The sequence below is a fragment of the Glycomyces albidus genome (assembly GCF_009451885.1).
GTDB lineage: Bacteria > Actinomycetota > Actinomycetes > Mycobacteriales > Micromonosporaceae > Glycomyces > Glycomyces albidus.
This window is the reverse complement of record NZ_WIAO01000049.1, coordinates 15,020-28,781: the sequence shown is the minus strand read 5'-3', so window position 1 is coordinate 28,781 and position 13,762 is coordinate 15,020. Positions and strand designations below refer to the sequence as shown.

At 71.6% G+C, this 13,762-nt stretch carries 11 protein-coding genes; 7 read left to right on the top strand and 4 right to left on the bottom strand.

Translation table 11 applies throughout. The features are described from left to right. The 4 genes from GFD30_RS26460 to GFD30_RS24065 all read left to right on the top strand — a co-directional run. Positions 1-404, top strand: a 404-nt coding sequence (locus GFD30_RS26460; RefSeq protein WP_227996994.1) for a DUF5682 family protein, incomplete at its 5' end; no start/stop codon positions are given. Continuing rightward, on the top strand, positions 401-1,540 hold the full coding sequence (locus GFD30_RS24075) for a VWA domain-containing protein (RefSeq protein WP_153027696.1): 1,140 nt from the start codon (positions 401-403) through the stop codon (positions 1,538-1,540). The genes GFD30_RS26460 and GFD30_RS24075, both read left to right, overlap by 4 nt. Before the next feature lie 65 nt (positions 1,541-1,605). Next, a complete protein-coding gene (locus GFD30_RS24070) occupies positions 1,606-3,579 on the top strand; it encodes a hypothetical protein (protein WP_153027695.1) in 1,974 nt (657 codons plus the stop codon). 127 nt (positions 3,580-3,706) lie between these two features. Further along, positions 3,707-4,840, top strand: coding sequence for an NAD(P)-dependent malic enzyme (locus tag GFD30_RS24065; RefSeq protein WP_407649193.1), 1,134 nt, complete (start codon positions 3,707-3,709; stop codon positions 4,838-4,840). A gap of 50 nt (positions 4,841-4,890) precedes the next feature. Here the strand turns inward: GFD30_RS24065 and GFD30_RS24060 are convergent, their stop codons facing one another. Continuing rightward, positions 4,891-5,316 carry an ester cyclase gene (locus tag GFD30_RS24060; RefSeq protein ID WP_153027693.1) on the bottom strand — a complete coding sequence of 142 codons (426 nt, stop codon included), beginning with the start codon at positions 5,314-5,316 and terminating at the stop codon, positions 4,891-4,893. A 114-nt stretch (positions 5,317-5,430) separates the two neighbouring features. Further along, the gene (locus GFD30_RS24055) at positions 5,431-6,387 is read right to left on the bottom strand and encodes an ADP-ribosylglycohydrolase family protein (protein WP_322633569.1); all 957 of its coding nucleotides are present in this window, start codon (positions 6,385-6,387) and stop codon (positions 5,431-5,433) included. Between the two features lie 122 nt (positions 6,388-6,509). Here GFD30_RS24055 and GFD30_RS24050 point away from each other — a divergent pair, with 122 nt between their 5' ends. Beyond that, on the top strand, positions 6,510-8,984 hold the full coding sequence (locus GFD30_RS24050; RefSeq protein WP_153027692.1) for an alpha-L-arabinofuranosidase C-terminal domain-containing protein: 2,475 nt from the start codon (positions 6,510-6,512) through the stop codon (positions 8,982-8,984). A gap of 63 nt (positions 8,985-9,047) precedes the next feature. Here GFD30_RS24050 and GFD30_RS24045 read toward each other — a convergent pair whose 3' ends face one another. Continuing rightward, a complete protein-coding gene (locus GFD30_RS24045; RefSeq protein WP_153027691.1) occupies positions 9,048-10,271 on the bottom strand; it encodes an acyltransferase family protein in 1,224 nt (407 codons plus the stop codon). Positions 10,272-10,397: 126 nt separating this feature from the next. Continuing rightward, complete coding sequence (locus GFD30_RS24040) at positions 10,398-11,390, bottom strand: COX15/CtaA family protein (protein WP_322633567.1); 993 nt, start codon at positions 11,388-11,390, stop codon at positions 10,398-10,400. 166 nt (positions 11,391-11,556) lie between these two features. Here GFD30_RS24040 and GFD30_RS24035 point away from each other — a divergent pair, with 166 nt between their 5' ends. Then, positions 11,557-12,285 carry a helix-turn-helix transcriptional regulator gene (locus GFD30_RS24035; protein WP_153027690.1) on the top strand — a complete coding sequence of 243 codons (729 nt, stop codon included), beginning with the start codon at positions 11,557-11,559 and terminating at the stop codon, positions 12,283-12,285. Positions 12,286-12,312: 27 nt separating this feature from the next. Then, on the top strand, positions 12,313-13,746 hold the full coding sequence (sufB, locus tag GFD30_RS24030) for a Fe-S cluster assembly protein SufB (RefSeq protein WP_153027689.1): 1,434 nt from the start codon (positions 12,313-12,315) through the stop codon (positions 13,744-13,746). Positions 13,747-13,762: the final 16 nt, after the last annotated feature.

Here is a 13,762-nt window from a genome sequence, read left to right as displayed (position 1 = left end):
CCGACGCGGCCGCCGCGGCCGAAGGCGCGGCCGCGCCCGACCGCCTCGGCGACTGGCTCGCCGGCCTCTTCTCGCTCGCCCGCGAAGAGGTCGTCGCCGAAGACGAAGGCGTCATCGCCGCCGTCGACGAGCTCGTCGGCGACCTCACCGAGACCGAGTTCCTGGAGGCGCTCCCCGCGCTGCGGCACGCGTTCGCGATGTTCCCGCCCCGCGAGCGCGGCCTCATCGCCGAACGGCTGGTCGCCCTCCGCGGCGGCGGCGACGCCACCGAACTGACCATGCGCCTCGACGTCGACCCCATGACCGTGGCCGCGGCGATGGCGCTCGAAGCGCGCGTCGACACCGTCCTCGGCCGCGAGAACCTGCACTTCGCCGAGACGCCGAACCCGATGGAGACCTCATGAGCGCCGAACTCGAACGCTGGCGGCTCATCCTCGGCCCCGCCGCCGAACGCAGCACCGGCGGCCTCGGCGAGGAGAACGCCGGCCGCGACGCCGCCCTCGACTGGCTCTACGGCCGCGACGACGACCTGGGCAAGCGGGACGTGCGCCGCGGCGGGGCGCGCGGCGACGGCGACCGCCGCGGCGGGTCCGAGCCCTCGATGCTGACCACAGTGGACTGGCTCGACAGCATCCACCGGCTCTTCCCCAAGGAGACGATCGAGCGCCTCGAACGCGACGCGATCGAGCGCTACCAGATCAACGACGTGCTGACCGACCCCGACGTCCTGGCCCGCATCGAACCGAACCCGGCCCTGCTCAAAGCCGTCCTCCAGACCAAGCACCTCATGAACCCGCAGGTGCTCGCCGCGGCCCGCCGCATCGTCGAAGAAGTGGTCCGCCAGCTCGTCGAGAAGCTCTCGATCCAGGTCCGCACCGTCTTCACCGGCAGCCGCAACCGCCGCCCGAGCTTCCACCGCCGCGCCCGCGACTTCGACCTCAAGCGCACTCTCAAGGCCAACCTCAAGCACTACCGGCCCGACGACCGCCAGGTCGCCATCGAGCGCCCCTACTTCCACTCGCGCACCTCCAAGCGCCTCGAGCAGTGGCAGCTCGTGCTCCTGGTCGACCAGTCCGGATCCATGGCCGGCTCGGTCATCCACTCGGCCGTCACCGCCGCGTGCCTGTACGCCCTGCCCGGCCTGAAGACCCACCTCGTCGCCTTCGACACCAGCGTCGTCGACATGACCTCCGACGTGGACGACCCGGTCGAACTCCTCATGAAGGTCCAGCTCGGCGGCGGCACCGACATCGCCCGCGCCGTCGAGTACGCGGCCGGCCTCATCGAGAACCCCCGCCGCTCCATCGTCGCCCTCATCACCGACTTCTACGAGGGCGGCAGCGAGGCCCGGCTCGTCCACACCACGAAGCAGCTCTGCGAGCAGGGCACCCAGTTCCTCGGCCTCGCCGCCCTCGACGAGGACGCGAACCCCTCGTACGACCGCAACCTCGCCGGCCGCATGGCCGCCGTCGGCGCCCACATCGGCGCGATGACCCCCTCGCACCTCGTCGAATTCGTGGCCGAGCGGCTCGGCACGTGACCCGCACCGCCGCGCGCCGCTGACCGCCGGCCGCGCCCCCGCCTCCCCTGAACCGGAGTAGACCAGTGTCCAGAAGCGACCTCCTCGCCCTCACCCAGGACGCCCTCGCGGCCCTCGCCAACCGCGGCCTCGTCAAACGCGCCGTCAAGGACCTCGACGCCGGCGCCGCCCCCGAACTCGCCCTCGACGGCGGCGCCCTCACCGCGGTCTTCCCCGACGGCGCCACCGCGGTCCTCCCCGCCGAAGGCGGCCTCGAGACCGCCACCTGCACCTGCGGCGCGGCCGGCAAGTGCCGCCACCGCGTCGGCGCCGTCCTCGCCTACCAGCGCGAACACGCCGACGCCCCCGCCGTCGAAACCGAGACCGCCACGGCCCAGGCGGAACCCGCCGAAACCGCCACCCCCGCGGCCATCACCGACGACCAGCTCCGCGACGCCCTCGGCCCCCACGCCCTCAAAGCCGCCGAAGCCACCCGCAAAGCCGGCTACACCGCCCGCCTCACCTGGCCCGGCCCCGACCGGCCCGCCGCCGCCGAACTCCCCGCCGCCACCGTCAGCTTCCTCGTCCCCGGCCTCGGCTACGTCCACACCGACGCCACCGGCCCCGCCCGCGACACCGCGATCGTCCTCGCCGTCTGGGCCTTCCGCGCCGCACTCGAGAACGGCGCCGACCCCGCCGCCGACCCCGGCGCGGCCACCGTCAGCGTCGGCGGCGCCGACCCCGAGGAGACCCTCGCCGAGACCGTCCACCTCGCCCGCCAGGTCCTCCTCGACGGCGCCGCCGGCGCCGACGCCGTCCTCCGCGCCGCCCTCCAACGCGAGTCCAAGGCCCTCACCCGCCGCCGCGCCCACTGGCCCGCCGGCGCCGTCAACGACCTCATCGACCAGCTCCAGCGCTACGAGGACCGCTCCGCCGCCTACGACCCCCACCGCCTCGCGGTCCTCCTCGCCGAGATCCCCGCCCGCGCCCGCGCCGCCGCCCACCCCGGCGGCACCCCGGCCGCGCACGTCCTCGGCAGCGAAGAGGCCGACGCCACCCCGCTCACCCTCGTCCGCCTCACCGGCCTCGGCGCCCGCGTCGGCACCGAAGGCGACCGCCGCACCCTCGAGGTCTACCTCGCCCAGCCCGAGACCGGCATGGTCCTCTCCATCACCCGCGACTGGCCGATCCCCGAAGGGGAGCAGATCACCGGCGCCGACGTCGCCTCCCGCCGCCTCGCCGGCTGCCGCATCGGCGCCCTCGCCGCCGGCAACACCGTCACCGAGGCCGCCACCCGCACCGCCGCCCGCGCCCTCAAACTCGGCACCGGCCGGCTCGCCAAGACCCAGGTCCTGCCGCTCGGCCTCGCCTGGAACGACCTCCCGTCCACCCTGCGCTCCACCGACCTCGCCGCGCTGGCCGACGAGCTCGCCGAGCGCCCGCCCGCGCTGGTCCGCCCGCGCGTGGCCGCCGAGTCGCTGCGGGTCCTCGCCGTCGAGGAGACCCGCCTCCTCGGCTACGACCCGGCCTCGCAGTGCCTCCAGGCCCTGATCACCGGTCCGGACGGCGGCTCGGCCCGCGTCCGCGTCTCCCACGCCTCGGCCGCCCCCGGCGCGCTCGAGGCCGCCGAGCAGGCGTTCACGGCCGGCCCGCTCGCCGTCGCCGGCCACGTCCACCGCCACCGCGGCGAGCTCATCGTCGAGCCGACCGCGATCCTCACCGCGGACGGCCCGGTCGTCCCCGACTTCGCGCCCGGCGACGACTCCGCCGACCTCGCCGCCGCGGGCGAGCACGCGGTGACCGAGCCCGTCGCGGCCGCGATCGAGCACGCGATCGCCGTCTGCGCCGACCTCGCGCACCAAGGGCTGCGCCGCTCCCGCGAGCCCTCCCGGGTCCGCGTCGAGGCCGCCGCCGCGGCCCTCAGCCGGGTCGGCCTGCAAAGGGCCGCAACGGATTTCGTGCACCTGTCCAAAGCGTTGGCCGATGAGGACGAGACCGCCAAAGGCACGGCCTGGACGGCCGCCACCGTCCGCATGCTGGTCACCGCTGAGCTACACTAAGCGTCTCTTGGGGGATCCCCAGCCACAACACGAGCCACTCGAATCTCACCGGGACCATCCGTTCCCTCGCAGAGTCGGCGATTCACTTTCGAAGCAATGAGGCTTGGCAATGCCGTTTGAATCCGTGATCGACCTGCAAGACCCGATCTTCCTCGCCCACCGCGGCGGCAAGCTCCGCACCTCGACCACCGTCCCGCTCGAGAGCCGCGACGACCTCTCGATCGCCTACACGCCCGGCGTGGCCCGGGTCTGCGAGGCCATCGCCGCCGACGAGTCCCTGGCCCGCACGCACACCTGGCGCTCGAACGTCGTCGCCGTCGTCACCGACGGCACCGCGGTGCTCGGACTCGGCGACATCGGCCCGACCGCGTCGCTGCCGGTCATGGAGGGCAAGGCCGCCCTCTTCCGGCAGTTCGCCGACGTCGACGCCGTCCCGATCTGCCTGGGCACCAAGGACCCCGACGAGATCGTCGCGGCGGTCGCCGCGATCGCGCCGTCGTTCGGCGGGATCAACCTCGAGGACATCGCCGCGCCGCGCTGCTTCGACATCGAGGACCGGCTCAAGTCCCTCCTGGACATCCCGGTGTTCCACGACGACCAGCACGGCACCGCCGTCGTGGTCCTCGCCGCGCTCACCAACGCGCTCCGCCTCCAGGACCGCCGCCCCGAGGACCTGACGGTCACCATCGTGGGCGCCGGCGCCGCGGGCGTCGCGATCGCCAAGATCCTCACCGAGGCCGGCGTCGGCGACGTCATCGTCTGCGACTCCACCGGGATCATCCACGAAGGGCGCGGCCGCCTCAACGCCGTCAAGGCCCGCCTCGCGTCGGCGACCAACAGCGCCGGCCGCTCCGGCGACGTCACCGAGGCCCTGCGCGGGTCCGACGTCCTCGTCGGCGTCTCCGGCGGCTCGGTCCCCGAGTCCGCGATCGCCGGCATGGCCGAGGACGCCATCGTGTTCGCGCTCGCGAACCCGACCCCCGAGGTCGCCCCCGAGATCGCGCTGAAGCACGCGGCGATCGTCGCCACCGGCCGCAGCGACTACCCGAACCAGATCAACAACGTGCTCGCGTTCCCCGGGATCTTCCGCGGCGCCCTGGACGCCGGGGCCCGGCAGATCACCGAGGAGATGAAGCTCGCCGCGGCCCAGGCCATCGCGGACATCGCGGCCGACGGCCTCGCCGCCGACCGCATCGTGCCCTCGCCGCTCGACCCGCGCGTCGCTCCGGCGGTCGCCGCCGCGGTCAAGGCCGCCGCGTAAGCGCATCTTCGGCCCGGCCGGGATCCCGGCCGGGCCGTTCGTCTGCCGTGCTACCGGTCCGCCAGCCCGAGCTGGCGCATGAACTCCGCTTCGTCGAAGTACAGATGGTGCTCGGTGATCTTGCCGTTCTCCACCGTCGCGATGTCGCAGCTGCGCAGCTTCACCTTCTTGCCGGTCGGCTCGAGCGTCTCGCCCGAGGCCATCGTGATCCGCCCGGTGTTGGTGCCGATGAAGTAGCCCTCGTCGACCGCCCGGCCGTCGGCTTCGAGCTTCGCGATCGACTCGAAGTGGCTGTCCGGGAAACCGTCGAGGAACTGCTGCCAGTACGTCGTGATCTTGTCGTGCCCGGTGACCGGTCCCGCGTCGGGCGTCACCACCACGGCGTCGTCGGCGTACAGATCGACCGCCGCCTGCAGGTCGTGGTTCTCGATCGCCGACTCGGTGAGTCGGTCGAGTACTTCTCTGGCCTGGCCCATGCCAAACACCTCCCTCAAACGCGATTATCGTTCGGTTTCCGGGGCTGGGGCCCTCCTTCCGCGAACCCGGGTGCCACGGCCCTGATCAGGTAGAATGCTGGGATTCAGCGGTGCTCAGGAGGCCGCGCCCAGCAGGTCCGCCAGCGCCGCGATCACCGCACGTCCCTCCACTTGCGAGGCCCATTCCCGCGGCAGGGCCGCGTGCCCGTACGCGGCGCCGTAGAGGTTGCCGAGGATCGCGCCGGTCGAGTCGGAGTCGCCGCCGTGGCTGACGGCCGCGACGAGGCCGGACCGCACGTCGTCGGTGCCCAGCAGGCAGTACACGGCGATCGCGAGGGCCTCCTCGGCCACCCACCCCTCGCCGAGCGGGGCGCACGTGTTCGGCCCGGGCGGGACGTTCCCGGCGAGCCGGTAGGCCTCCTGGAGCGCGTCGGCGGTCTCGGAGCGGTCGAGGCTGCGGCGCAGGTGCAGCATGGTCTCGGAGACCGCGCGCTGCGGCGTCTCGCCGTTCATCAAGTGCGCCACGATCATCGCGAACGCGCCGGCCGAGGCCCCGGCGGTCGGGTGCCCGTGGGTGAGGGCCGAGCACTGCTCGGCGAGGGCGTACGCCTCGGCGGGGGAGTGGCGCAGGCCGAACGGGGCCGAGCGCATGACGGTGCCGCAGCCCTTCGAGTCCGGGTTGACGCCGGGCCGGGCGCCGTCGCGGAGGCCGGAGATGCAGGCGTTGCCGGGGGCGCGGCGCGCGTACAGCCACGGCTGGGCCGCGAGCCCTTCGGCGCCCGCGGGCGGCATGGGCTCCCGCTGGGTCCGGAGCCACCGCAGGTACGCCTCGCGGACGGCCTCCACTTCGCCGCCGGGGCCGGCGAGGAGGAGTCCTTCGACGGTGAACAGGGTCATCTGGGTGTCGTCCGAGACGCGGTTGACCCGCATCTCGGTGACGCCGGACGGGCCCCACTCCGCTTCGATGAACCGCCAGGCGTCGAACTCGACCTGGTATCCGAGGGCGTCGCCCACCGCGCCGCCGATGAGGCAGCCGAGGACGCGGTCGTGCCGCGTGATCGCTTGAGTCACGCCGGGATTCTATGGCGCCCCTGCCGGTCCGTCATCGGCCGCCGGTGCGGGCCGCTTGACCGAGTGACCGTTCACATGCACAATACATTGAAATGTTTCAACCCTTTTAGGAACGGGAGACGATGCAGCCTCCGACCAGAACGAGAGCGGTGACCGTCGCAGCAGCGGCGGCCGTCGTGCTCTCCTCCCTCACCGCGTCCGGGGCGTCAGCCGCCGAGGCCGAGGCGGCGATCGCCGTGGACCTCGACGCCGCCACCGACATCTCCGACGACCTGTACGGCCTCTTCTACGAGGACATCAACCACGCCGCCGACGGCGGACTCTACGCCGAGCTGGTCCAGAACCGCTCCTTCGAATACCTCCCCGCCGACCTCGCCGGCTACCACGCACTGACCGCGTGGACCGCGACCGGTGTCACCGCCGCCACGGCCGACCCGCTCAACGACCGCAACACCACCTACGCGACCGCCGCCGCCGGGGCCACCCTCGTCAACAGCGGCTACAACTCCGGCATGGCCTTCACCGCCGGCGACGACTACGATCTCAGCTTCTGGGCCCGCGGCGCCACCGAGATCCGGGCGGTGCTCACCGACGCCGCAGGGACGCCCGTCGCCGACGCTGTTACCGTTCCCATCGACAGCCGGGGGGAGTGGACGAAGTACGAGGCCGAACTCGAAGCCGAAGCCGACACCACCACCGGCCGCCTCGCGCTCGCCACCGCCGAAGCGGTCGACCTCGACATGGTCTCGCTCTTCCCTGACGACACCTTCAAAGGCCGCGAGAACGGCCTGCGCAAGGACCTCGCGAAGCTCATCGACGACCTCGACCCGTCGTTCCTGCGCTTCCCCGGCGGATGCATCGTCAACACCGGCTCCTACGACCCCGGCTCGCGCGAGCGCGCCTACAACTGGAAGGACACCGTCGGGCCCGTCGAGGAGCGTCTGACCAACCATAACTTCTGGGGCTACAACCAGTCCTACGGCCTGGGCTACTTCGAGTACTTCCAGTTCGCCGAGGACATCGGCGCCGAACCGCTCCCGGTCGTCCCCGTCGGCGTGACCGGCTGCGGCGACTCCCCGGAGATCACCGACCCCGAGCAGCTCGACGCCTGGGTCCAGGACACCCTCGACCTCATCGAGTTCGCCAACGGCCCCGTCACCTCCGAATGGGGGTCGCTGCGCGCCGAGATGGGCCACCCGCGGCCCTTCGGCCTCGAGATGATCGGCCTCGGCAACGAGGAGTACAAGGAGCAGTACTACGCCAACTACCCGGCGTTCCATGACGCGATCCGCGAGGCGCACCCCGAGATCGAGATCATCGCGAACTCCGGTGTGGACGACTCCGGCGACGTCTTCGACCGCAACTGGGAGTTCGCCCGCGCCCAGGGAGCCGACCTCGTCGACGAGCACTACTACAACTCGCCGGAGTGGTTCCTCGCCAACAACGACCGCTACGACTCCTACGACCGCAGCGGCCCGCACGTGTTCGTCGGCGAGTACGCCTCCCGCTCGAACACCTGGTGGAGCGCCCTCTCCGAGGCGTCCTACCTGACGGGCCTCGAACGCAACGGCGACGTGGTCGACATGGCCTCGTACGCGCCGCTGCTGTCCAACATCGACTACGTCGACTGGGCGCCGGACATGATCTGGTTCGACAACCACCAGACGGTCAAGTCCGCCAGCTACGAGGTCCAGCACCTGTTCGCGAACCACGCCGGCGACCAGGTCCTGGCCTCCGCACTGGACGCCGCGCCGCTCGAACCCGAGGACATCGCCGGCGGCGTCGGCCTCGCCACCTGGAACACCGCCGCCTCCTACGACGACGTCAAGGTCACCGCCGCCGACGGCACCGTCCTCCTCCAGGACGACTTCGCCTCCGGCAGCGACGGCTGGACCGTCACCGGCCCCGGCGGCGCCCCGACGGGCGCATGGGAGGTCGCCGACGGCGCGTACCACCAGACCGCGATCGTCGAGGACGCCCGCTCCACCGCCGGCTCGGTCGACTGGTCGAACTACACCTACGAGGTCAAGGCCACCAAGACCGCCGGCAGCGAGGGCTTCCTCGTCATGTTCGGCGTCGAGGGCACCGACGACTACTACTGGTGGAACCTCGGCGGCTGGAACAACACCACCAGCGCCGTCGAGAAGTCCTCCGCCGGCGGCAAGTCCACGCTCGTCAACCACGACACCGTGATCGAGACCGGCCGCACCTACGACCTCAGGCTCGAGGTCGCCGGCCGCACCGTCACCGGCTACGTGGACGGCGAGCAGGTGTTCAGCATCGAGGACGACGGCGGCATCGAGCCGCTCTACCAGGTCGTCACCCGCGACGAGGACACCGGCGAGATCACCCTCAAGGTCGTCAATGCCCAGGACCGGGCCGTCACCACCGACGTCGTCCTCGAAGGTCGCGCCCTCAAGGACCGCGGCGAGGTCACCACCATCGCCTGCGACCCCGGCTGCGACAACATCCTCGGCCAGGAGCAGGTGGTCTACCCCGTCACCGAGAAGGTCCGCGGGCTCGGCAACGACTTCACCTACGAGTTCGAGCCGTACTCCGTCACCTTCATCACCCTCAGGCCGCAAGGCAGGGGCTGACGCCGAAGCGGCCCCGGGAAACGACCGCGCAGGTCGCCTCCCGGGGCCGCTTCCGCTCGGCGCCTAGCGCATCCGGCGGTCGTCCGGTCCGTACTGCGGCGGGTTCGGGCGCTGCCTCGGGAGGATCACGGTCGCGTCGTCCAGCGGCGGCTGCCCGCCCGGCTGCCCCGCGGGCGGTCCGTACGGCGGCGGCACCGGCCGCTGCCGCGGGAGGATCAGGGTCGCGTCGCTCATCGCCGCGGCGACGGGCTCCTGCTTCGGCAGGACCACGAGCGGGTTGAACAGGAACCCGCGGCCGATCCGGTTCAGCACGTTGTGCAGCAGCAGGCAGACCGCGATCACCAGCGCCGTCAGGAACAGCGGGTACACCAGCGCCGCCGGGACGTTCGCCAGCGCCCCTTCGACGCTGGACGCGCGCACCGCCCGGTCGATGACCGCCAGCGGCAGCATGTGGATCACGTAGATCGGGAGCGTCCGCTGCCCGATCCAGCGCAGCCCCGAGGTGCCCCGCGGCAGCCACCGGTCGAACAGGATGCACCACGCCATCCCGAAGTACACGGCCGAGACGCACAGCAGCGGCCAGACGGCCGGCCACGCGCGCGCGTTCAGGTAGCCCACGGCCCCGAGCCCGACCACGAAGACCGCGCCGGCCGCGATCGCCTTCCACACGTTCACCGACGCCGCGAGGCGCCGCACCAGGTCGCGCATGCGCAGGCCGAGGACGAAGAAGAACAGGTTCTGGAGGACCTGCCACATGTTGCCCAGGTCCGGCAGCACGTCCATGCTCGCCACGGCCGACACGGCGAACGCCAGGCCCAGCACGACCGGCGTCGGCACCTTCCTGGTGGCGCGCGCGATCACCAGGTACCACCCGAGTGCGAGCAGGTACCACAGGTTCGTGGGGCTGATCGTGAGTTCGAGGAAGTAGTCGCCGACGTCGTGCGCCCGGGCCGTGTCGAAGTCCGGGGCCGTCAGCCACAGGGCGAAGGTCTGGATCGTCAGCCACAGGACGTACAGGCTCCACAGCAGTCCGACCCGGCGCCGGGCCTTGGCCCAGTCGGGCGCGAACGCCGCGCTCGCGGCGAACATGCCCGAGACCAGGAAGAACAGCGGCATCCGCAGCGGCAGGAGCTGCGCGCTGAAGGTCGCCCACAGCGACGCGATCCCGTCGGCCGAGCCCCAGTCGACGAAGTGAACGTGCTTGGTGATGACGTGCCAGAAGACGACCAGGATGATGCAGACGCCCTTCGCGACGTCAGCCCAGCCGTCCCGCTTGGGGAGATTCATGTCGGGGTGCCAATTTTCGCTAGGGTGGCAAAGCGCTTCGACTCTAGCTCCCGCTCGCAACGGGAACGCGAGTGGTCCTCATTCGCCCGCGGGACCAGGGAAGTCCGCCGCGGGCCGCTTCCGGCCTCAGACGGCCGGCTCGACCGCTTCCTTCTCCGCCGCCTCCACGATGCGGTCGCCCTCGCGCTCGCCGTGGATCTCGTAGTGCAGCGGCACCGCGCCGGGGTGCGGGATCCGCTTGCGCAGGCTGAACGGCACCGCGACCACGGCCACCCACAGCACGCCCGCGCCGAGCATGTGCATCCCGACCAGGAGCGCCGGCAGGTCCAGGTAGTACTGCGTGTACCCGATGACGCCCTGGAGGAGCTCGACCGCGAGCAGCGCGTACGCCGTGCGGATCGCGCCCTCGGGGGCCTTCACGGCGTGCAGCGTCGCGATCAGGGCCACCGTCATCCCCAGCAGCAGCCACACCAGGTCGGCGTGGAACTGCGACATCAGGGCCGGGTCCATCCCGTTGCGCGGCGTGTCCGCGTCGCCCGCGTGCGGGCCCGAACCGGTCACGACGACGCCCATGACGATCACCGCGGCCGCGACCGCGACCAGGCCGCGCCCCAGCAGCACCACCGCGCGGGGCACGAGCGGGACCGCCTCGCCGTCGGGCTCGCCCGAGCGCACGTACAGCGCCACCGAGAGCGCCACGAGCGGGATCGACGCCAGGAAGTGCAGGCCCACGACCCACGGGTTCAGGTTCGTCCACACCGTGATGCCGCCGATGACCGCCTGCGCGGGCACGTACATCAGGCCCGCCGCCGCCAGCTTCACCAGCGAGGACCGCCGCGGCACCCGCAGCCACGCCGCGAGCAGCGCGCCCACGGCCACCGCGATGAGCACGCCGGTCAGCACCCGGTTCCCGAACTCGATCACGCCGTAGATCCCCATCTCAGGGGTCGCCACAAGCGAGTCGGCGGTGCACTTGGGCCACTCGGGGCAGCCCAGGCCCGACTCGGTCAGGCGCACCGCGCCGCCGGTCACGATGATGCCGACGTTCGCGATCACACTGGCCAGCGCCCACCGGCGCACCGCGCCGGGCTTGCTGAACCACCGCTGCAACAGGTTCACCCCGCGAATCTAGCCCCGCGGGCCGATCCGACCGCATGCCGTGCCCGGGCGTGTGACCTCGCGGCCCGCCCGTGACGGGTGAGGTTAGGCAACCCTGCGTGCCCCGTCTCACCGCGAGGCGTCCTCGACGGCCCGCAGCGAATTAAGTAACATTTACCTTGTGGAAATGGTGACGAGGGCGGCCAGCCACTCGACGGACGGGGACACCCGCCGCCGAGTGACCCGGCTCCTGCTCGAACGCGGCCACGCCACGGCCGCCGAGCTGGCCCGCGCGCTCGGCATCACCGCCACCGCCACCCGCCGCCATCTGGACGCCATGGAGGCCGAAGGCCAGGTCGAGACCCGCGTGGTCAAGACCGCCGGTCGCGGACGGCCCGCGAGGAGCTACCAGCTCACGCCCGCCGCCCGCACCAACCTCGGCCACACCTACGACGACCTCGCGATGGAGGCGCTGCGCTGGATCCGCCGCTTCGAAGGCGAAGGCGCCGTCAGCGGCTTCGCCGCCGAGCAGGTCGCGCGCCTGGAGGCCCGATGCCGGGCCGCCCTGGACGCGGTCGACTCGGACGATCCGGTGGCCCGCGCCCAGGCGCTGGCCACCGCCATGTCGAGCGAGGGCTACGCCGCCACGGCGTCCGTCATCGCCTCGGGCGGGCAGATCTGCCAGCACCACTGCCCGGTGGCGGGCGTGGCCGCGGAGTTCCCGCAGCTGTGCGAGGCGGAGACGCGGGTGATCAGCCGCCTGCTGGGCGTCCACGTCCAGCGCCTGGCGACGATCGCCAACGGGGACGGGGTGTGCACCACCCACGTGCCCGGCACGAGCGGCCGCAGGGCCGCGCACGGCGCCAGGGGAGGCGGATCCGTTCCGCTGCCCGACCCCGAGCGCGCAGACCGATAACCCGACAGGTCAAAGGTGAGACTTCAGATGACCGACACGCAGAAGAGCGAGCCGCTGAGCCAGGAGGAGGCCCTGGCCTCCCTCGAGCGCTACGAGTACGGCTGGGCCGACTCGGACGTCGCCGGCGCGAACGCGCGGCGCGGCCTGACCGAAGAGGTCGTCCGCGACATCTCCGCGCGCAAGAACGAGCCCGAGTGGATGCTCGACCTGCGCCTGAAGGGCCTCAAGCTGTTCGGCCGCAAACCCATGCCGAACTGGGGCGCCGACCTCTCGGGCATCGACTTCGACAACATCAAGTACTACGTCGAGGCGTCCGAGAAGCAGGCCGAGTCCTGGGAGGACCTGCCCGAGGACATCAAGAAGACCTACGACAAGCTGGGCATCCCCGAGGCCGAGCGCCAGCAGCTCGTCTCCGGCGTCGCCGCCCAGTACGAGTCCACCGTGCTCTACCACTCCATCCGCGAGGACCTGGAGCAGCAGGGCGTCGTCTTCATGGACACCGACACCGGCCTGCGCGAGCACCCGGAGATCTTCAAGGAGTACTTCGGCTCCGTGATCCCGGTCGGCGACAACAAGTTCGCCGCCCTCAACACCGCGACCTGGTCGGGCGGCTCGTTCATCTACGTCCCCAAGGGCGTCCACGTCGAGATCCCGCTCCAGGCCTACTTCCGGATCAACACCGAGAACATGGGCCAGTTCGAGCGCACGCTGATCATCGCCGACGAGGGCTCGTTCGTGCACTACATCGAGGGCTGCACCGCCCCGGTGTACTCCTCGGACTCGCTGCACTCCGCGGTCGTCGAGATCATCGTCAAGAAGGACGCCCGCGTCCGCTACACGACCATCCAGAACTGGTCGTCCAACGTCTACAACCTGGTCACCAAGCGCGCGGTCGCCGAGCAGGGCGCCACCATGGAGTGGGTCGACGGCAACCTCGGCTCGAAGGTCACCATGAAGTATCCGGCCGTGGTCATGGTCGGCGAGCACGCCAAGGGCGAGGTCCTGTCGGTCGCCATGGCCGGCGCGGGCCAGCACCAGGACACCGGCGCCAAGATGACCCACGCCGCGCCGCACACGTCCTCGACCATCGTGTCGAAGTCGATCTCGCGCGGCGGCGGCCGCACCTCGTACCGCGGCCTCGTCCAGGTCGACGAGGGCTCGCACCACGCGAAGTCCACCGTCAAGTGCGACGCGCTCCTGGTCGACACCATCTCGCGCTCGGACACGTACCCGTACGTCGACATCCGCGAGGACGACGTCGACATGGGCCACGAGGCCACGGTCTCCAAGATCGGCGAGGACCAGATGTTCTACCTCATGAGCCGCGGGCTCACCGAGGACGAGGCGGCCGCGATGATCGTGCGCGGCTTCATCGAGCCCATCGCCAAGGAGCTCCCGATGGAGTACGCCCTCGAGCTCAACCGCCTGATCGAGCTCCAGATGGAAGGCGCCGTGGGCTAGCGGCCCGGCGAGGACT

What these genes read in the sequence shown, in the direction of transcription:
- sufB (WP_153027689.1), top strand. Translation starts at nt 12,313, where the DNA reads ATGACCGACACGCAGAAGAGCGAGCCGCTGAGCCAGGAGGAGGCCCTG.
- GFD30_RS24075 (WP_153027696.1), top strand. Translation starts at nt 401, where the DNA reads ATGAGCGCCGAACTCGAACGCTGGCGGCTCATCCTCGGCCCCGCCGCC.
- GFD30_RS24035 (WP_153027690.1), top strand. Translation starts at nt 11,557, where the DNA reads ATGGTGACGAGGGCGGCCAGCCACTCGACGGACGGGGACACCCGCCGC.
- GFD30_RS24050 (WP_153027692.1), top strand. Translation starts at nt 6,510, where the DNA reads ATGCAGCCTCCGACCAGAACGAGAGCGGTGACCGTCGCAGCAGCGGCG.
- GFD30_RS24060 (WP_153027693.1), bottom strand. Translation starts at nt 5,316, where the DNA reads ATGGGCCAGGCCAGAGAAGTACTCGACCGACTCACCGAGTCGGCGATC.
- GFD30_RS24045 (WP_153027691.1), bottom strand. Translation starts at nt 10,271, where the DNA reads ATGAATCTCCCCAAGCGGGACGGCTGGGCTGACGTCGCGAAGGGCGTC.